Source organism: Rhizobium sp. GR12 (genome assembly GCF_036596185.1).
GTDB lineage: Bacteria > Pseudomonadota > Alphaproteobacteria > Rhizobiales > Rhizobiaceae > Agrobacterium > Agrobacterium nepotum.
The window spans coordinates 290,818-308,982 of the sequence record NZ_JASXTH010000004.1; the positions used below are offsets into that span (position 1 = coordinate 290,818).

Here is an 18,165-nt window from a genome sequence, read left to right on the forward strand (position 1 = left end):
TGCCATCTTCATCTCTGCCATCCCTGAATACCCGGACGAACCCTGATCGTCGTTCATCTTCATGCCCGGAGCCAGTTGCCGGTTGGTCTGGGAGATAAGCCCGAAACGGGCAGGGCGTTCGCCTTGTCGCGCTCCCGTAAAACCGGCGTCGACTAAACGCGATGCCTTGCTATCGCCAGACGGGATCAATGCACCGCTTACGGCAACCGGCTGGCCCAGCAGCGATATCGACGCCCTCGCGCCATGGGACTATAGGGCCTGAACGGCCTCAGCTTGCCGCTTACAAGGCTAGGAACTTGGCCGCGCTCTTCACTGAATGATACAAGCTCTGTCATCGATAGAAGGAAGACCCAGCGCGTGGGAGACGCGCTGGCAGTTTTCAATGGTGTGGCTAGATGGTGCTAACGTTAACTTGGAGACTTCGACCTACCAACTCTACACTGGCAATCCGGCCCCTTGTGAGCCGGTCCGGCTCGTCGGAGGGATTAGTAGTCCCACCAAGTCGGAACCCAGCGGTACTTTTCGCCAACTGCAGCCACGCGACCGACAGATGGGAAAGGCATGTGGGTCGAGATCAGCCATGTCCCGGTATCGGCTAACTCCCGCATAAGACGAAGACGGATCCGGGTTGCCTCCACGGGATCATGTTCGAATCCGTTGTGCCACTCCGGATGATCGAAGGATACCGGGAAGATGGCGTCGCCGCCAAACATCAGACGATCGTTTCCGGAATGCACACGCACCACGCTGTGACCTGGAGTGTGGCCGCCAGTGCGAGTGACGGAGACACCGGGAGCAACTTCGGCCCGATCCTTGAAGGTGCGGATGTTGTCGCCATACACGCTCATAAAATCGAGCGAGGCCTTTCGAGCCAGTGCCGCGAGGGCCGGCGGCATGGCCGTCTGAGAGAAATCGGGCGACTTCCAGAATTCGGTCTCGCTGGCACAGACGTGAACGCGGAGGTCTGGGCGCATCCTATCTTTGACACCCTCTGCAAGCAGACCGCCGACGTGGTCGAAATGCATGTGGGTGAGAACGACATCCGTGACTGACCCCAGATCGACGCCGGCAGCCTCCAGCCTCTGAACAAATTGGCCAGCACGCGGAAAGTCGGGATACTCCTCGCCTATACCACTGTCGATAAGCATTGTCTGGCCGCGGCTACGGACTACGACCGCGTTCAGAGCCCAGTCGAAGGCGTCTTTGGACAGGAACCGCTCGTCGAGCCACTCGCCCCGAACTACCGGATCGGCATTCGTCGCCATCGACTCGGCCGGTGGCGTAAGCACGCCATCGCTAATGATCATTACCTCGATGTCGCCCACTTGCATCGCGTAACGTGATGGAACCAGCTCGTCGCGCCCTGGCTTTGCTTCCTGGCTGACAGGCCGGAACTTGGTTTCAATGTTCGACATAATACGCTCCAGTTTAGATTGACAATGTGACGGCCATGCCGCGTCCTGGATCGTAGAATTCGAGGTTCTAGCGGTCGAGGTATGCCAAAGTTTGGGTCGTTCGCACCGGCGCGGTGTGTATTGTGGATCACGGCTCCCATTCGAGAAGCGCGTCGAGGGGCGCGTATCTCGGGGTATGCGACAGGGAAGAGAAGGGTGATAGACGTCATGAATTCGAGGGAGGATCGCCTCAAAATCGACCAGGCATTCTTCGACCTGCTGGCCGGTTCCTATGCAAGGCTCACTCGTAAAGCTATCGTCTCCGGAGACACGTCACCCACCTAGCTCTATGAAGAAGCGCCTTTCGCCGTCCTTGCACACAACACCGAGGTCGATCCCTGGTTCATATATGCCGATGTAACTGCGCAGCGGTGTTCGGCTATCCTCGGTCGGATTTCATGCGTCTGCCGTCGCGGCTCTCGGCAACGGCGCCCAATAGAGAGGAAAGGCATAGACTGCTGGACGCGGTTTCGAAAAATGGGTTCGTCGACAATTATCGCGGGGTACGAACGACGAAGAACGGTCGTGAATTTTGGAGGGAAGACGGGCTAGTCTGGCAGCCTATCGATGAGCACGGCGCATATTGCGGACAGGCTGCGGTGTTTTCGAAGTGGACCTTCGCAGATCACACGCCAATCAAACCGCCGAACGTTGCGGTGCCCTGCCTACAGCTCTTGGCGAAAGCCTAACCAACCTCATATCTCTTTGCGATTTCGGCAGAGGTCTTCTCCAGTCCGGGATAGATCGTACTGGATGTTCAGTTGGCCAACTGCTCGAGGATTCTTTGCTTGTCTCTGACGGTGACGCGTTGGATGTTGAGACCGCTGTGGCCTGTCTCAGGTAGGATGGCGTATCTGCCAAAGATCAGATAGGTGTCCGACTGCGACATGATGCGCTCATGCGTACTACTGCCGCGAACGAACTGGATCCTCTCCAGGTCGCTAGGCACGATGCGCGCCTCAAAGTAGGGCTTCTCCCGCCGGAAAAAATTCAAAAGCCTTCCGTATTCGGAAAGTCGGTTGAAGTCCTCAAGCGAATGGCTGGTGTCCGAGGGAGGACAGCATGACATTAAGCGGGCGACTGCAGTTCCGCGTTGAGAAGACGGCATGCGGTCATCCCCTCGATCACTTCTCTCCCACGCGCTTTTTGAACGCGGTCGATATCGCGGTCTGCTCGCTCGGTTTCCCCGGCGATTTCCCCGCCATAGCAATTGCCGCCGATTGCGATTCCCACGCCCAAGCCGTGTCTCTTAGTCGTATGCGGCCGACTGTCGATGTCGGCGATGGGCCGAGACTGTTTGAGATTTCTAGCGCGGCCGCACTTCCCTACACTCAGTCACGAGATGGACGACCATTTGCTTGCAACATCAGAAGTACTCCGAGTAGCCCGCACGTATAGTTACCTCCGCGCCGCCAACATTCTAAAACAGTCCGAAATTCGATAGACATTTGGCGCTCGCGCGGGAGAAAACCTTATGGAAGACCAAAGAAGCCGTTTCTTGGCCGGCGTCGTTGTTCCTGACACCGACGTGGTTAGGCTGGCTTGGGAATTTGCTGAGGCAAGGTGCGAATCCTATCTCTTCAATCACGTGGTCCGATCCTGGTTGTTCGCGACCAGCATCGCTTCACTACAAAATATAGCTCATGATCGGGAGGTTCTCGCGCTCGGTACGCTGCTCCACGACGTGACACTAAACATGTCGTTTCGTGGTCCAAGACGCTTCGAGGTCGAGGGGGCAGATATTGCCCGCCAGTTTGCCATTGACGCGGGGCTTGATGCGCGCCGAGTGCAGTTGGTCTGGGATTGTGTGGCGCTGAATTCGACGCCATCTATCGGCCTCTACAAGGAAGCAGAGGTCTCATTGTGCACGGCAGGGATCTGCCTGGACGTAGTGGGCCTAGGGTATGAAAAGATCTACGCAGTCGAGATGAAGGCGATCACTACGGCTTTCCCGAGGCTGGAGATGAAAAAGAAGATGACGAAGTGCTTTTGCCACATGGTGGAAGCAGCGCCGCTAACCTCGCACGACAATTTTTTAAGAGACTTCGGAGCGCGCTATGTAGACGGATATTCGCCTCCGTCTTCCGTCGACTTCGTGATGAACACTCCCTTCGACAGCTAAGATCCAATCGATACTCTACGGTAAGGGCCGCCGACAACTTCACAAGTCGGTCAGACCGCATCTGTATCCGTTCGAGATTCTCTGCCCACCGTCGCAAATGCACCGCCTTTATCGCGGTGGCGTGGATTCCCTATCACTTCGCTGTCAGGTTGAGCTACGATCGCGTGGTAGCTGCTGCCGCTTTGGCGTAACCTCCAACTCACTGCTCCCACAACCATTTAACCGGTTGGGAGCACGACTGGGCGACCACCACCGCAACTGAGGCGACAATTCCGGACCGCAGGCTCTCAAACGAGCGTATAGCTAGCCCGCTTCGGCCGCGGCTGGCCTATTGGCGTGGAATCGAACGGCGAGGAAAGATCCATGACAAACGAGAAACTGACCACGGCCGCAGGCGCGCCGGTGCCTGACAATTTCAACATCGAGACTGCAGGGCGCCGAGGGCCGGCGTTGCTCCAGGACATCTGGCTTATCGAGAAGCTTGCCCATTTCGACCGAGAAGTGATCCCGGAACGGCGAATGCATGCGAAAGGCGCGGGGGCATTCGGAACCTTCAAGGTGACGTCGGACATAACGTCGTACAGCAAGGCTGCGCTGTTTTCGCAAGTGGGCAAGGAGACGCCCATTTTCATTCGCTTCTCTACGGTTGCGGGTGAGAGGGGTGCGGCGGATGCGGAGCGCGACATCCGCGGCTTCGCGATCAAATTCTATACGGAGCAGGGAAACTGGGACCTCGTAGGAAACAACACCCCGGTGTTTTTCTTTCGCGATCCCCTGCGCTTCCCCGATCTCAACCATGCGGTGAAGCGCGATCCCCGGACAGGCATGAGGAGCGCGGAAAACAACTGGGATTTCTGGACGCTGCTGCCGGAGGCGCTGCATCAGGTCACGATCATCATGTCCGACCGGGGGATCCCGAAATCGTTCAGCAACATGCATGGCTTTGGCAGCCACACCTTCAGCATGATCAATAAAGCAAACGAGCGCCACTGGGTTAAGTTCACGCTCAGGAGCCAGCAGGGGATCGACAACCTGTCGGACGTGGAGGCCGCAGAATTGATCGGTCGCGACCGCGAGAGCCATCAGCGGCACTTGTTTGACAGCATCGAGCGAGGCGCCTTCCCTCAGTGGAAGATGTACATCCAAGTGATGACGGAAGCCGGCGCGAAGTCGCATCGGCACAATCCGTTCGATGTGACCAAGGTGTGGCCGCACGCAGAGTTCCCGCTAATCGAGGTGGGCGTGCTCGAGCTCAACAGAAACCCGGAGAACTTTTTCGCGGAAGTCGAGCAGGCTTCTTTCACCCCGGCGAACATAGTTCCAGGGGTTGGATTTTCGCCGGACAAGATGCTCCAAGCACGGCTTTTTTCCTATGGCGACGCAGCGCGCTACCGCCTCGGCGTAAACCACCATCAGATCCCGGTGAACGCACCTCGTTGTCCCTACCACTCCTATCACCGGGATGGCGCAATGCGCATCGATGGAAATTACGGGGCCGCGACCAGCTATGTGCCGAACTCCATGGGAGCATGGAATGAACAGCCCGACTTCAAAGAGCCGCCCTTGGAACTCGAGGGGGTGGCCGGCCGCTATGATCATCGGATTGACGAAGACCACTACGAGCAGCCCGGCAACCTCTACCGTTTGATGTCGGAGGAGCAGAGGGCTGTTCTTGTCGCCAATACTGCCAGAGCGATGACGGGCGTGTCGACGTCGATAAGGTGGCGCCATGTAGAGAATTGTCGACGCGCAGATGCAGACTATGGTCGCCGCCTGGAGGTGGCCCTCGAGGTCACGGCGGCGACGTCCGACTAAGTTGATGGAGATCGAAGGTCGAACGAACTGTGGCAGGTAGGGCGCTCGACGATTCCATCGACAGGCGCGGTGCTGGCGGTTACTTTCGCGGTGCCGCGCCTTTCTTTAACAAACACGGGCAACCCTGAGTATAGCTGCCGAATGCAAATTCTCTTGTAACATCTCTCGACACTTATTGGAGATGCTAGTTATGGAAATGCATCCTTGCACCGAGACCTATGTCCGAGCGGAGCTGGGCCGAAGTTTGGTGTTGGTTTCAGGGGGGCTCGGAGATTCGCCGACGCGTAAAATTTGAAAATGCGGTCTATTCCCAGCTCCAGCCGGGCGAGTGGCCGCTCCAAGTTCAAGAACGAGATGGTCCTAGCCTGACTTCGTCAAGGCTGCCTTCACTTCCTCGAAGTCGGCTTCGGTTTCGACCATTACCAGATACGCTTCGTCTGATACCACCGTGCCAAACTGGAGTAGCGCGTACTTCGCATCGGAGTTTGCCGTCAGGCACATACGTCAAGAACTTCAGCACGACATTCTCCCGTTTATCACCGATCTGTACTGACAGAACATCGATCTGCTCCACGGGCGTACGACGCTCGAATTTAGGAGTCGTTCTCATTTACTCTCTTCGATGCTTAACCTCGTTTGCACGCTCGGCTTTTGTGAGCGAGCCGTCGCGATTTACGAACGAGTAGCGGTGCTGCGGTCAGGATTCTGGCGCTTTACGCTCTCATCCTCGTCCCCCTTAGAGACGTTCCCGTAGACGCAATGCGCTGCTCCAAGCCTGCCCATATCGCGCCAGATGACGACAATTGCGTGGCGGAGCCAGTTCCCCTTCTCGTCATCCTGTCCCGTCATTCAGATCCCTCGACCTCGGCCTTGATTGACGGCACGCTCGGCGGCGCCTGCGTGCCGTCGTTTTCTCAGTTCGCGGCGCCGGTGATCTTGGCATGCAGAAGACCTTGGGCAACAGACGTAACGCGTCGACCCTGGAACCGAGCGACCGCCAGATGGTCTTCGTCAGGCTTGAGGCTGTCGAGTGCCGAGACGTGGGTCGCGCCGTAGGGGGTGCCCGCCTTGAACATGGCCGGATCTGCGTAGCCGAGGGGCACGATGATCAGGCCGAGATGCGCCATTGGCGTGTAGATGGATAGCAGGGTCGACTCGTTTCCACCGTGCTTCGAGGATGTCGAACCAAACACCGATCCGACCTTTCCATTCAACTTGCCCTGGAACCAGATGCCGCCCAGACCATCGATGTATGCCTTGAGCTCCGATGAGATGGAGCCGAACCTGGTAGGCGTGCCGAAGACGATTGCGTCCGCCCATTCAGCGTCCGCCTCGGTGGGCGCCTCGTACTTCTCATTCATGGCGAGCGCGCTTTCGCGCCAACCGGGAACCTGGGATATTACGTCCTCTCCGACAAGCTCCCTCGCGCGCCGTAGGCGCACTTCTGCACCTTGCTGAACCGCGCCTTCGGCGATCGCATTCGCCAAAATATCGGTCGAGCCGTTGCGTGAATAAAACGCGATCAGCACTTTTGGTTTCGTCATCTCATGCCTCCAAGCAAGGGTTAGCGCTGAAGCAAACGCTGCAGCATTTGCGGAAAATGGCCGACGCGCGGGCCCACCAAAAGCAGTCGAATGATGGAACCTGCGTCCAAGAGTTTGGACGCTGGCCATGAACCGTCTGCGCGCAAGGCGGAGTCGCAGGACGCCACCATTAAACGGCACGCTGTCCATAGTTTTGGACGCTTCGTCTCACGCGCAGCGGCTTCTCATGTCGATAGTGCTGGAACTAGCTTTCTGACGCTCGAGCTAAATAGGCCAGCACAGAACGATAAAACGCAAAGGTGGAACATGAACCAGATGGTAATTAGAGGCGTCAGCAGCCAAACCTTCATCGCTGCGAACATCAGGCGCATCGAGGAATTCTACGGAAAGGTTTTGGGGTTGCCCGTGGTGAAGAGATCCGTTCACCACCATGATGCCAGGCTGCCGGTCGTTACCTTTGGCTTCAATCAGTACGCGGGCGAGCACCCGAGAGGCGAATCTATCACTTACATCGAATGGAACCCAATCTTTTACATGATCCCGGAGAAGGGCTTCATCGAGCAGGAACCGACCCGGGATGGCGTAGCAAACCCGCGTGTTGGCGACCCTAAGGGACGCTGGGGTGCAGGAACCAATCATCATCTCGCACTCCATGTCCCGAACCGTGACGGACTGTTGAAATGGAAACGGCGCCTCGCAGACCACGGCGTACACGTCACCGGTCCTTACAATCGCCATTACTTCCACGCCATCTACCTCCGTGATCCCGACGGGGCGATCATCGAGATCGCAACCACCGAGCCCGGCTTTGGGCACGACGAAACGGTACTCGGGTCCGGCTTTCGTCCGCAGCCGAAGGAAAATCTTATCGGCGGACGCGACGAGCTCCAGGTCGCCGCCGAGACCTGGCCTCAACCGGTGCCCGACGTCACCCCGGACTTCGCGCTTCGTGGATTTCACCACATCACTTCAATCTCTAGCGACGCAGAGCGGACCGAGAATTTCTTCGTCGAGAAGGTGGGGTTGCGACTGATCAAGAAGACCGACTATCTCGATGAGCGTGGCGGAACCCACTTCTACTACGCCTGCGACGAGAATCTCTCCCCCGGCTCCGTGCTGACCTTTTTTGGTCTGCCAGGGTACAAACCGGGACGGCTTGGTACTGGTCTCTCCCACCACTTCTCGCTCGAGGTGGAAAACGATGCCGCGCTAATGAACGAACATGCGAGGTTCGGCCGGCTCGGCATCGACACATCCACGATCCAGGATACCATCTACGCGAAGCAGTTCCATTTTCGCGACCCAGACGGTCACATCTGCGCACTATCTACTCCAAATCGCTTCACGATCGACGAGGATATCGGCAACCTCGGCCAGAAGCTCTGCCTACCGGAAACCTTGGAGAAGGACCGGAGGGTGATTGAGCGCAACCTCGCGTACCGGCCGGCGCCGGTTCCCGTGCCTCGGTGATAATGGCCCACGGCCAAACAGAGCTGGAGCAATTTCAAAGATGGAAAAGATAGAATTTCTTCCGCAGGACAACGTCATCTGGGGCCGTGGCATACTCGCGGATGCCTTGGGTCAGCTTCACCAGCACGGCATCAAGAAGCCTATCGTGTTTACAGTCGAGCCGCTCGATTTATTGAGACGGAGCTTCGTGGCCCCCAATCTGTCCGATTGCGTGGGGACCTTCGTGGACTTTCCTCCTCATGTCCCCGATTCCGCAGTAATGCGTGCTCTCGAAGCATGCGAAGCGAGCGATGCGAAGTCGATTGTGGCAGTCGGCGGCGGCTCGGTTCTCGATGCCGCCAAGGCCGTCTCGCATTTCCACCAAGTCAGACACGGGACTTATCTTCCGATAGTGGCGTTGCCGACGACGTTGTCGGGTTCCGAATTCTCACACTACTTCGGCGTCACGGAGACAACCCGCGAGATAAAGTTCAAGCGGAGCTATGCGGTCAAGCAGGTGGTGCCGAAACTTGTCATAGTCGACCCCGAGTTGGTCAGAGGAACGCCGAGGGCACTTCTGCTGTCATCGGCAATAAAGGGCATCGACCATGCCGTCGAAGGGATGCGGCTCGTCGGGCCAGACCATCCACATGCGATCTTGGCAGCCAGCGGCGTGCGCCGGTTCCTCGGAGTACTGAGCAGGTGGCCGGTGAACGTGGAAACCGAGGTGGCTATCCAGCGACGCGAAGTCGATCTCGATGCGCTCCTCCAGCTCCAGCTTGCAGCGTGGCAATGCTACTTCTTCCCCGCCTCGGTGGTCTACGGCTTGAGTCACCGCATAGGCCACATATTGGGTGGGACCTACAGCGTTCCGCACAGTGTGACGTCCTGCATTACCCTTGCGCCGGTGATCCGTGCGTGCTCGTCGTTTTATGGTGAGAAGCTGCGAATCTTCAATGAGGCGGAATCCGGTTTCAATGCGGCTTCGAGGCTCTCGGCGGAGATCGAAGGCGTCGTGTCGCGGCTTGGCCTTCCGACCCGGCTACGTGATCTGAAATTCGATCGCGACAGACTGCCGGCGGTAGCGAGGCTACTGGTCGAAAATTACCCACGGGAGGTCGCGGATCTCGGCGAGGACGCCGCGCAGAAGCTTACAGACTTGCTGGAAGGGCTTTGGTAGATGCCCAAACCGATCCGCGCAGAACGTGACAGACCGTCTATAGGGGGGCTGTTAGCCGAGCTCAACAGGGGCGCCATATCCCCGGCCGGCGTCGTCGACGACGCGATACGCGAAGCACGGCACTGCCAGGCGGCAGTCAACGCCTTCGCAGAGATCGATGAAATCGGTGCGCGCGACGCGGCGTCCGAGGCCGAGCACCGTTATAGAGAAGGTCGGACCCGGACGCTGGAAGGTGTCGTCATTGCCGTCAAGGACATGATCGACACCCGCGGCGTTCCGACAAGATATGGCTCTATGGCCTATGTGGATCATGTGCCAGGAAAAGATGCCGAGGTTGTCCGAACGCTCAAGGATAGCGGTGCGATCATCGTCGGAAAGACGACAACCCACGAGTTCGCATGGGGCGTCACGACATCGAGCCCGGATTTCGGCGACACGCTTAACCCCCACGACCATAGCCGGATACCAGGCGGATCAAGTGGCGGGATGGCGGCGGCTGTGGCGTACGGCGCCGTTCGCGCGGGATTGGGCACCGATACCGGCGGTTCGGTTAGAATACCTGCCGCTCTATGTGGCGTAGTCGGGTTCAAGCCAACCTACGGACGTCTGCCGCTGGGCGGCGTCTTCCCTCTGGCTAGCTCGCTCGACCACGTCGGTGTCCTAGGCCAAACCGTCGATGACGTAGCGCGCGTCTGCAAGCCGATGGGGATCGACAGCAATACCGTCCTTTCCCCACCCAGGAAGCGGATCGGAGTCTTTCGACAGATCGGGAGGGTGCCACTCTCTTCCGACGTGGCTGAGTCGTTCGACACTGCGTGCGCATGCTTGCGACTTCAATATGACCTCGTTGAATTGGACGGTGATAACCTATTTTCGCAGTGCTTCGCGGCATTTGCGGGGATAGTGCTTTCGGAAGGTGGCGTAGCCCACTTTGCCCGACATGACATCTCGTTCATTGCTGCGAACTACGGGCGAGAGACGGCGTCGCGTCTCAAGCTCTCGGCGGCGGTAGAGCTCGCCCAATATGCGAATTGGCAGCAGACCCGGCGTCGGTTCATGGAAGACATTGATCGGATGATCTCCAACTTTGACCTGTTGATTACGCCCACGTGCCCCTGCGTCGCTCCTCGAATCGGCGCGGAGGAAGTCGCCATCGGACCGTGGTCCGGGTCGATACGGGAGGCATTGATGACTTACACGGTGCCATTCAACCTCGCAGGGCTTCCCGCCATATCGCTCCCAATTCCAGGTTCATGGAACGAGGGCCTACCTGTTGGTCTGCAGGCCATAGCGAAGCGTGGCAGTGATGAGGATCTGCTGGTGGCTGCGATGGAGATTGAACGTCTTGTGGCGTTTGGGCCGCAAGCGTTGCTGGGCAGCTTATAAGATAAAAAAATCACAATGGAGGAAAGGGCATGTCAGTACAGGGAATCCTCAAGGAGAAAGGATGTGGGGTCGTTACCGCTCCGCCGAAGGCAACGGTGGCGGAGGTATGCCGGCTCCTCCACAACAACCACATTGGAGCTGTCGTTGTGGTCGATGAGCAGAACTCCATCAAAGGAATTTTCACGGAACGAGACGTCGTTTCTGTAATCGCAAGGAGCGGGGCGCGGGCGTTGGCCGAGGATCTCCAGCAGGTAATGTGGAAAAACGTCCACTGCTGCACAAAGGAAACGGGCATCAACGGCTTGATGGAGGCGATGAACCGGCACAAAGCTCGCCACCTTCCTGTCCAAGTGAATGGCCGGCTCGCTGGCATAATCTCGATCGGAGACGTGGTACGGCATCATATCCGAGCGATTGAATATGAGGCCGAGTACATCCGTTCGTACATCGCAGGTTGACGAAGGCAGGGCAACAAACATTGTTATTATTGTCAAACTGCTCGCAGGACGTCTAAGGTCGGACTCGTTCATCAAAAACGGTGAGGGGCCAGCCGATGCTTAAACTCTATGATAGCCGCTTCTCAGGCAATTCGTGGAAGATAAGGATCTTGTTGAACCAATTGCAGAAGCCGTTCAAACGACACACGCTTGACTTGGAGTCAGGAGAGACCAAGACCGACGAATTCTACAAGCTCAACCGCTTCAGTCGAATTCCTGTGCTTCAGCTCGAGGACGGCCGCACCATCGTCGAGTCCGCGGCAATCCTTCTACACCTCGCGGAGGGGTCGCCTCTCTTAACGGACGACTCCTATATGCGGTCCCAAGTCATTGGCTGGTTGTTTTTCGAACAAGGCGATCTGCAGCGATCGATACCGTTGGCTAGAATGTACCATATCCGTGGGATCGCCGACAAGATGTCCCAACAAATCGAGAGGCTGCACGCGGACGGGTATCTGGGGCTAGAAAAGCTAGACCGCTGGCTAGCCACGAATGATTGGCTGGTTGGAGAGGGGTATACACTGGCGGATCTTGCCCTTTTCCCCTATGTCTCATTGGCGCACGAGGGAAAGTTCGACATGGAACGGTTTCCCCATATCAGTGCTTGGCTCGATCGCGTGAGATCGCAACCTGGCTTGTTGGGAATTTTCGATGTGAGTAGCTACCAATTCGTTTAATATCCTGCGCACACTTTTCCCCCTAGCGTGACGATCCAATATCAAGGTTGAGTTTCATCGTGGACGGCTGCGGGCTGCGCCTCGCGGCAAAGCGACCTAGCCTGTGGATGATCTTGTCGCCTGGATCAGGACCAAGAACGCCGCGGCGGCGGAGCATGGCGGCGCCCTCGTGCTTTCCGGGATATACGACGACGAAATGGAGAGCGAGATCAAAACGCCTCTCGGAGTGGCGGCGGCACGAGCGAAAAACTGCCGGTCGTAATGCTATCGGGCCTGCTTGTGGGATTCTGCCCTGTGGCACGCGCAGGCGGATGCGCTCGCCAGCTTTGCGAAGCCCATCATCGCCGACGGTGTCGGCAATAGCGACCTCATCACCCCACCGAGGAAGTCATGTTCATCCGTGACGGGAAATCCCGATCACATTTTCACGTGCTCTGGAACTGTGAGCATCTTCCATCGATGGAACGGCTAGGCGAAATCTCGAACCTTCGTGGATGGGTTTTCACCGAAGCCAAGTCCGTTGAACTCACATGAGGAGCAGCCGAGCCGGTATCGTTCGCGTCTCTCGGACCATGCGTACAAATGGACGAACTTCTAAAAACGGGGAGACGGAATAGTCTTCTTGCAGCTCAAAAAACAACGAAAGGGGAGCTGTCATGCATGCTAACGCGAAATGGGAAGAAAGTGCCGTCGCCAGGTCGACGATCGTCGATCGGGTAATGATGGAGAGGCGGGCCAAGAGGGGGTTTTTAAAAGATCCGATCTCTCACGAAACGGTGCGCAACATACTGAGCGCTGCGCGCTACGCGCCCAGCTCAAGCAATACTCAACCTTGGAAGTGCCATGTGCTCACGGGGGATGCCCGTGACCGCATCACCACCAGGGCGGTCGATATTTTTCGCGCGGGGCCTGAGAAGCTCGCCCCGGAATATCCCTTCTTTCCACAACCTTTGCATGACCCGTTCATCGGTCGCTTTAATCTCTTTCGCGGACAGCTTGGCGATGCGGTCGGCGTCCCTAGGAGCGATAAGTACGGAAGGCTGAAGGACGTCGAACGGCAATTCCGCTTCTTCGAAGCGCCCGTCGGTATGATTTTCACGATGGATCGCAAACTCGAATGGGCGAGCTTCATTTGCTACGGCTGCTTTCTGCAGAGCCTGATGCTAGCCGCGAAGGCTCGCGGGTTGGATACGTGCGCGCAACAGATCTGGTCACTGCAGCACAACATGTTACGAGATGAACTGGGCTTTGCAGACAGCGACATGGTGATCGCCGGCCTTTCTCTGGGCTACGCCGACAACAGCTTGGCCGAAAACAACATGACCAATCACAAGCTCGAAATTAATGAGTTCGTGAAGTTCGTCAGTTGAACTCTGCGATCTTGACTGATCTTGTCACGGACGTCGATACTGAACGCCATCGCGATCGCGATGGCTTTCATGCGTTTCCGCTCTCGCGACTCAGGTAGGTAGGTGTCGATGCTCGAACTCAAGGACGTTTACTTCTTCGTTCAGGTCGTCGACCGAGGTGGTTTCACGTCGGCCGGCGAGAGCTTGAGGGTTCCGAAGTCGACACTGAGCCACCGAGTGCGCGAGTTGGAGAGCGCGCTTGGCGTCCGGCTCATAAATCGGACGTCACGACAGTTCGGCATGACGGATGTCGGCGCCGAGTTCTACCAATACGCATTGCAGATGTTGCATAGCGCCGACCTAGCGGAAGAGTCCGTCCGGCAACGGCTTAACGAGCCCAGCGGAACGATCAGGATAACGACGGCGGTCGAGATTGCTCAATTTGCGCTTCGAGACCTTATTCCTACGTTCCTTAACAAATATCCGAAAGTGAAAATTGTCGAGATAGCCACCGACAGACTGGTCGATATGGTCGCCGAGGGTTTCGATCTCGCATTGCGCGGCCATGTCGCGTTATTGCAGAACTCAACGCTGGTCCAACGAAGCATAGCGAGCGTGCCATGGTATCTTTTCGCCAGCCCAGAATACCTTTGGGTAGCGGGCGATATAATCGACCCGCTGAGCTTGAGCGAACATTCGACATTGGCGATGGACCGCCACGGCGCAGAAATGTGGAGGTTGAAGGGGCCGGGCGGGCAAGAGGCCAACGTCCCGATCGATCCGAGATTTCTCAGTAACAACATGATCGCGCTGAAGGAGGCGGCTTGTGCCAATCTCGGCGTGGCCGCGCTACCTGGCTACATGTGTCGTGAAGAGATTGCGGCGGGACGGCTGCTGCAGATTTTGCCCGGCTGGATGGCTGCGGACGCGCGGATGAGCGCATTGATACCCCACCGAAATGGGTTGCTCCCTGCGGTACGGTCGCTCGTGGACTTTTTAGCCGCCGAGGTTCCCAAGGTAACTGCCTTCACGCCGCGGACCGATTAGGCGCACCAAGGTCCATCGTTCAACCCCAACATGGGTTTGCGTGTCAGCGGATCTGGAAGCCGGGTAATCTGTGACGCGAGCGCTCCTCTTGAAATGGAATGTGCTGCGCTTTTTGAGAGGAACCCTTCTGGTGATACTACGAAGTCAAGTCGAACACGCTGTCCTATGGTGTTTTGCCGATGATCGGCTTGAAGGGGGCCGAAAGTCTTTCGATGAAGTCGATGGCCACGCTGTATGACTTGCCGAAGGAGTATCTCTCAAAAACGTTTCAAGCATTGTCGCGCGCAGGCATCATCGCGGGATCTCACGGCATTTTCGGCGGTTATCGGTTGTGCCGCACCCCGGACGCGGTCGAAAGTCAGTGACGAGACGTGCTGCGTACGCACAGCGTGAATAAGCTGGCGTTCGAAATTGGCTTGTCACAAGAGAAAATCGGAGAGATGCGCGATCACAGCTTGCGCGGCGCGCGACGAATGAAAAGCATCCTCAATGAGATGGCTGGCATGGTCGCCTTTGTCAGGATAGTAGAGATTGGCTCCTTCAGCGCTGCCGCCAAGAACCTTGGGGTTGACGCCCTCGGCTACGTCCAAAAGCGTCTCGCGGTTGGAACTGCTGCTGGGCGCAAAACCGTTTCGCCGATCAACGCGTACACTGAGCCTTACGCACGAAGGGGATGCCTTCTACGGGGTGTTGATTTGTGGGCCAAGGCCCTCCGTCGCCGCTTTGATCACTGGACTGTTGAAGGCACGCGCGCATCCGGACCGCGTTCACTACGAGTTCTTCGGTCCGGCAGACGACCTCATCGCGGCGGCGTGACAAGCGATTGCGCCCGTGCCGCCGACTGGTGGCCGGGCGTAAGCATAGGAGCGTGCGTTGTGTCACCCCAACGCTCGTATAGCTATGCGGAGGGGACCGGGCGACAGACGATAACGGCGGCCTCGGCAGAGATAACTTCTGCCGGATTGGCCGCCAACCAATTCCAACCTGGAAGATCACTATGACACAGCGGCTTAACTACGCGCAGCTTTCTCCGGACCTCTTCAAGGGCCTGATGGCACTCAGCAACGAAGTGAAGAATGGTGCGATCGAGCAGTCAATTTTGGATCTTGTCGACATTCGCGCGTCCCAGATCAATGGATGCACGTTCTGCCTCGACATGCATTCGAAGGAGGCTAAGATACACGGAGAGCGCGAACTCCGACTCTATCACCTCGCCGCATGGCGCGAATCTACGCTGTTCAGTCCCCGTGAACGGGCTGCCCTGGCGTGGACCGAGGCACTGACGAAGCTCCCGGAGGCCGGCGTCTCGGACGAACTCTACGAGCGCGTGCGCGGGCAGCTTTCCGAAAAGGAAATTTCTGATCTGACCTTCCAGATCATGGCGATCAACATGTGGAACCGCGCAAGCGTTGCCGCGAAGGCAGTGCCTGGCTCAGCGGATAAGGCGTTCGGCCTCGACAAGGCCGGCCTCGAGTAAGACGTGCCGGCTGCGGGCGGTTAATGAGGAGTTGGCCGCCCGGTTCCGTCGTCCAATGTTTTGAACGCAGAGTCGAAGAACACCCGCCTGTCCGAGTACCGCGATTGCTCCTACCCTACGTGCCTGACCGGATCAGAAGACCGGCGTCAATAATGAGGATGGAACGATGAGTGAGATCGTGATGAAGCAGCAGGCGGCCGATGGCGGCACCCCTTACAGCAGATATGTCCAGACAGAGATCCTCCATACGCTCCAGGATCTCGTAAGCGATAGTCCTGCCGAGCCCGCGTTTCTGGCAAACGTCCAGATAAGCGAAATATATTGGGCGTTGATCACCCGCGAACTTCTCACGGCACAGGCCGAACTGCGTGGCGACAATGTTCCCTCGACCAATCGCGTGCTTCGCCGGATCGTCAGCCACATGGAAGCCTTCAACGCCAACTGGCGGTCGCTTTCCTGGCTGACGCCAGCCGAGTTGATGCCGATCCTCAAGGGGCTCGCCGCGAAGCACGGCAAGGATACGGCTCTCCAGGGCTGGACCTTTCGGGAAATGGTGTTTCTTCTGGGGGTCAAGGACAGGCCATCGCTCGAACATTTCGAGCCGCAACCACATCGCCACAAGCAGCTCAGCGAGCGCCTCAACTCACCTAGCCTCTATGATGAGATTCTCGCCGCATTGGCCCGCGACGGAAAACCAGTCCCTTCCGAGTATTTGGCCCCGAACTACGCCGCGGCCTATTTGCCTAGCAAGGACATCGAGGAAATTTGGGCTTGCATCTATCGGAAGGACGATCCGGCGGACCCTTGGAGAACTCTCGCTGAGCTGTTAGCCGACATCGCCGTCGAGTTCACGAACTGGAAATACCTCCATCTCATGGCCACCAGGCGAACGTTCGGTTCCCGACCTGCGTATCACGGGGTCGATGCTATTCAGTGGCTCTTGCCCACGATGGACGAGATTCCCTTCCCGGAAGTCTGGACCGCACGCGGGATGGTTTCCTGATTGAGGGCGGCCGCCCCCGACCGAAATACTAGCCGGTCACGATCGATGTCGCCGCGAAGGAGGGGTTCCGCACATGAGCCTGTCCGCCAATGAAACCCGGAGAATACGAGAATGGATAGATCCAAATTGGAAGCAATGGTCCAACTGGCCCAGAAGGGCATTGTGGAGAAATCTCGCGTTGGAACAATGCGAAATCCGAGCGGGGACCACAAGGGCAGGTTCGTCCTTTTTCATGCTGCGATGTCGTTCTGCTCACAGAAGGTGCGGGCGACTTTGGTTCAGCGTGGGGCAGCATTCGAGTCTAACGAAATGCTCATTCTCGGTCACAGGCAGCCAGATGGGGTACTGGTTCCCGCCGAGAACTACGCGCCTGAGTATGTGCGCCTCAGGCTGGAGGGGAGGGAGGCCATGAGGGCACGGTTGGTCGAAGCATACTCCGGTATTTCTTCCGTTTCCAACGCCGGGCTGGACCCGTGCGCGGTTCCCACGCTAGTGGACCTCGATACGGGCGAGGTCGTCGTCGACTCGTTGCGCATTTCCGTCCACATAGACGCCGTTCTGCCGGGAACGAACCGGCTCGTTCCAACGGATCTCGTTCAGTTGGAGAACGTGCAGAGACAGCTCAACGCAGTCGATCTAACTCCGCATCCTGGCCTCCTCTATGGTTTTCATCCGGAAGACGACAGGCGCCCTCAGCCAATCAAGCAGGCGATGTCTTCGGTCTACGAGGAGAAGATCGAAGCATTGACCGCGTTAATCAAAGCCAACGAAGCAGACGCCTACCTCGTTGCTGCGTATCAGGCGAAGATCGCGAAGGAAGCTGGCGGCAGAGAAGTCCGCCGCGATCCCGGCTTCCAGAAAGATCTCCGCGGTTTCACCCGGAACATTCTTCTCAAGCTCGATGATGACTTGCGGCAAAAAGAATTCACTTGGCTTTGCGCAGCCCACTTGACGCTGGCAGACCTCTTCTGGGCGGTCAGTCTGGTTCGTTTGAAGTATCTGGGATTGGCAAGGCTATGGAGCGACTTGCCGCAGATCGATGTATACCTTGAACATCTCCTCAAGCTGCCTTCGATTCAGTCCGAGGTCCTCGCCTCTACCATATCATCCATGCCCCCCTCCGACTACCTGGCCACCTGAAGTCTCGACCAACCTGAGCGTCGGG

At 57.6% G+C, this 18,165-nt stretch carries 18 protein-coding genes and 1 pseudogene; 15 read left to right on the forward strand and 4 right to left on the reverse strand.

Annotated elements, in window-relative coordinates; all coding sequences use genetic code 11:
- Window positions 1–485 precede the first annotated feature (485 nt).
- Complete coding sequence (locus tag QSK43_RS09125) at window positions 486–1,415, reverse strand: MBL fold metallo-hydrolase (protein WP_332303198.1); 930 nt, start codon at window positions 1,413–1,415, stop codon at window positions 486–488.
- Between the two features lie 207 nt (window positions 1,416–1,622).
- Between QSK43_RS09125 and QSK43_RS09130 the strand changes: the two are divergent.
- Window positions 1,623–2,068, forward strand: a pseudogene (locus QSK43_RS09130) (MEKHLA domain-containing protein); the annotation flags it as partial.
- A 143-nt stretch (window positions 2,069–2,211) separates the two neighbouring features.
- On the opposite strand, the gene QSK43_RS09135 reads toward QSK43_RS09130, so the two are convergent.
- A complete protein-coding gene (locus tag QSK43_RS09135) occupies window positions 2,212–2,562 on the reverse strand; it encodes a hypothetical protein (RefSeq protein ID WP_332303199.1) in 351 nt (116 codons plus the stop codon).
- Between the two features lie 366 nt (window positions 2,563–2,928).
- On the opposite strand from QSK43_RS09135, the gene QSK43_RS09140 reads away from it, so the two are divergent.
- Both QSK43_RS09140 and QSK43_RS09145 read left to right on the forward strand, forming a co-directional pair.
- Window positions 2,929–3,576: an HD domain-containing protein gene (locus QSK43_RS09140; RefSeq protein WP_060726812.1), complete on the forward strand. Its 648-nt coding sequence runs from the start codon at window positions 2,929–2,931 to the stop codon at window positions 3,574–3,576.
- 363 nt (window positions 3,577–3,939) lie between these two features.
- Window positions 3,940–5,391, forward strand: a complete 1,452-nt coding sequence (locus tag QSK43_RS09145) for a catalase (protein ID WP_332303200.1) — start codon at window positions 3,940–3,942, stop codon at window positions 5,389–5,391.
- Window positions 5,392–6,305: 914 nt separating this feature from the next.
- On the opposite strand, the gene wrbA is transcribed toward QSK43_RS09145, so the two are convergent.
- On the reverse strand, window positions 6,306–6,935 hold the full coding sequence (gene wrbA, locus QSK43_RS09150) for an NAD(P)H:quinone oxidoreductase (RefSeq protein WP_332303201.1): 630 nt from the start codon (window positions 6,933–6,935) through the stop codon (window positions 6,306–6,308).
- A 306-nt stretch (window positions 6,936–7,241) separates the two neighbouring features.
- Between wrbA and QSK43_RS09155 the strand changes: the two genes are divergently transcribed.
- The 8 genes from QSK43_RS09155 (at window position 7,242) to QSK43_RS09190 (ending at window position 14,885) form a co-directional block, all read left to right on the forward strand.
- Window positions 7,242–8,405, forward strand: a complete 1,164-nt coding sequence (locus QSK43_RS09155) for a VOC family protein (protein WP_332303202.1) — start codon at window positions 7,242–7,244, stop codon at window positions 8,403–8,405.
- Between the two features lie 40 nt (window positions 8,406–8,445).
- Complete coding sequence (locus QSK43_RS09160; protein WP_332303203.1) at window positions 8,446–9,564, forward strand: iron-containing alcohol dehydrogenase; 1,119 nt, start codon at window positions 8,446–8,448, stop codon at window positions 9,562–9,564.
- Window positions 9,565–10,950 (forward strand): amidase, encoded by a 1,386-nt coding sequence (locus QSK43_RS09165; protein WP_332303204.1) that lies wholly within the window; start codon window positions 9,565–9,567, stop codon window positions 10,948–10,950.
- A gap of 29 nt (window positions 10,951–10,979) precedes the next feature.
- Window positions 10,980–11,408: a CBS domain-containing protein gene (locus QSK43_RS09170; RefSeq protein ID WP_332303205.1), complete on the forward strand. Its 429-nt coding sequence runs from the start codon at window positions 10,980–10,982 to the stop codon at window positions 11,406–11,408.
- Between the two features lie 95 nt (window positions 11,409–11,503).
- Window positions 11,504–12,124 carry a glutathione S-transferase family protein gene (locus tag QSK43_RS09175; protein ID WP_332303206.1) on the forward strand — a complete coding sequence of 207 codons (621 nt, stop codon included), beginning with the start codon at window positions 11,504–11,506 and terminating at the stop codon, window positions 12,122–12,124.
- A gap of 656 nt (window positions 12,125–12,780) precedes the next feature.
- Window positions 12,781–13,494 (forward strand): nitroreductase, encoded by a 714-nt coding sequence (locus QSK43_RS09180; protein ID WP_332303207.1) that lies wholly within the window; start codon window positions 12,781–12,783, stop codon window positions 13,492–13,494.
- Between the two features lie 108 nt (window positions 13,495–13,602).
- The gene (locus QSK43_RS09185; RefSeq protein WP_332303208.1) at window positions 13,603–14,520 is read left to right on the forward strand and encodes a LysR substrate-binding domain-containing protein; all 918 of its coding nucleotides are present in this window, start codon (window positions 13,603–13,605) and stop codon (window positions 14,518–14,520) included.
- Window positions 14,521–14,678: 158 nt separating this feature from the next.
- Window positions 14,679–14,885, forward strand: a complete 207-nt coding sequence (locus QSK43_RS09190; protein ID WP_332303317.1) for an Rrf2 family transcriptional regulator — start codon at window positions 14,679–14,681, stop codon at window positions 14,883–14,885.
- A gap of 54 nt (window positions 14,886–14,939) precedes the next feature.
- Here the strand turns inward: QSK43_RS09190 and QSK43_RS27155 are convergent, their stop codons facing one another.
- Complete coding sequence (locus tag QSK43_RS27155) at window positions 14,940–15,110, reverse strand: hypothetical protein (RefSeq protein WP_442967814.1); 171 nt, start codon at window positions 15,108–15,110, stop codon at window positions 14,940–14,942.
- A gap of 13 nt (window positions 15,111–15,123) precedes the next feature.
- On the opposite strand from QSK43_RS27155, the gene QSK43_RS27160 reads away from it, so the two are divergent.
- From QSK43_RS27160 to QSK43_RS09210, 4 genes are all read left to right on the forward strand, one after another.
- Entirely contained in the window at window positions 15,124–15,336 is a 213-nt protein-coding gene (locus tag QSK43_RS27160; protein WP_442967815.1) for a hypothetical protein, read from the forward strand.
- 181 nt (window positions 15,337–15,517) lie between these two features.
- The gene (locus QSK43_RS09200; RefSeq protein ID WP_332303209.1) at window positions 15,518–15,997 is read left to right on the forward strand and encodes a carboxymuconolactone decarboxylase family protein; all 480 of its coding nucleotides are present in this window, start codon (window positions 15,518–15,520) and stop codon (window positions 15,995–15,997) included.
- A 166-nt stretch (window positions 15,998–16,163) separates the two neighbouring features.
- On the forward strand, window positions 16,164–17,000 hold the full coding sequence (locus QSK43_RS09205) for a tryptophan 2,3-dioxygenase family protein (RefSeq protein WP_332303210.1): 837 nt from the start codon (window positions 16,164–16,166) through the stop codon (window positions 16,998–17,000).
- A 111-nt stretch (window positions 17,001–17,111) separates the two neighbouring features.
- The gene (locus tag QSK43_RS09210) at window positions 17,112–18,140 is read left to right on the forward strand and encodes a glutathione S-transferase family protein (protein WP_332303211.1); all 1,029 of its coding nucleotides are present in this window, start codon (window positions 17,112–17,114) and stop codon (window positions 18,138–18,140) included.
- Window positions 18,141–18,165: the final 25 nt, after the last annotated feature.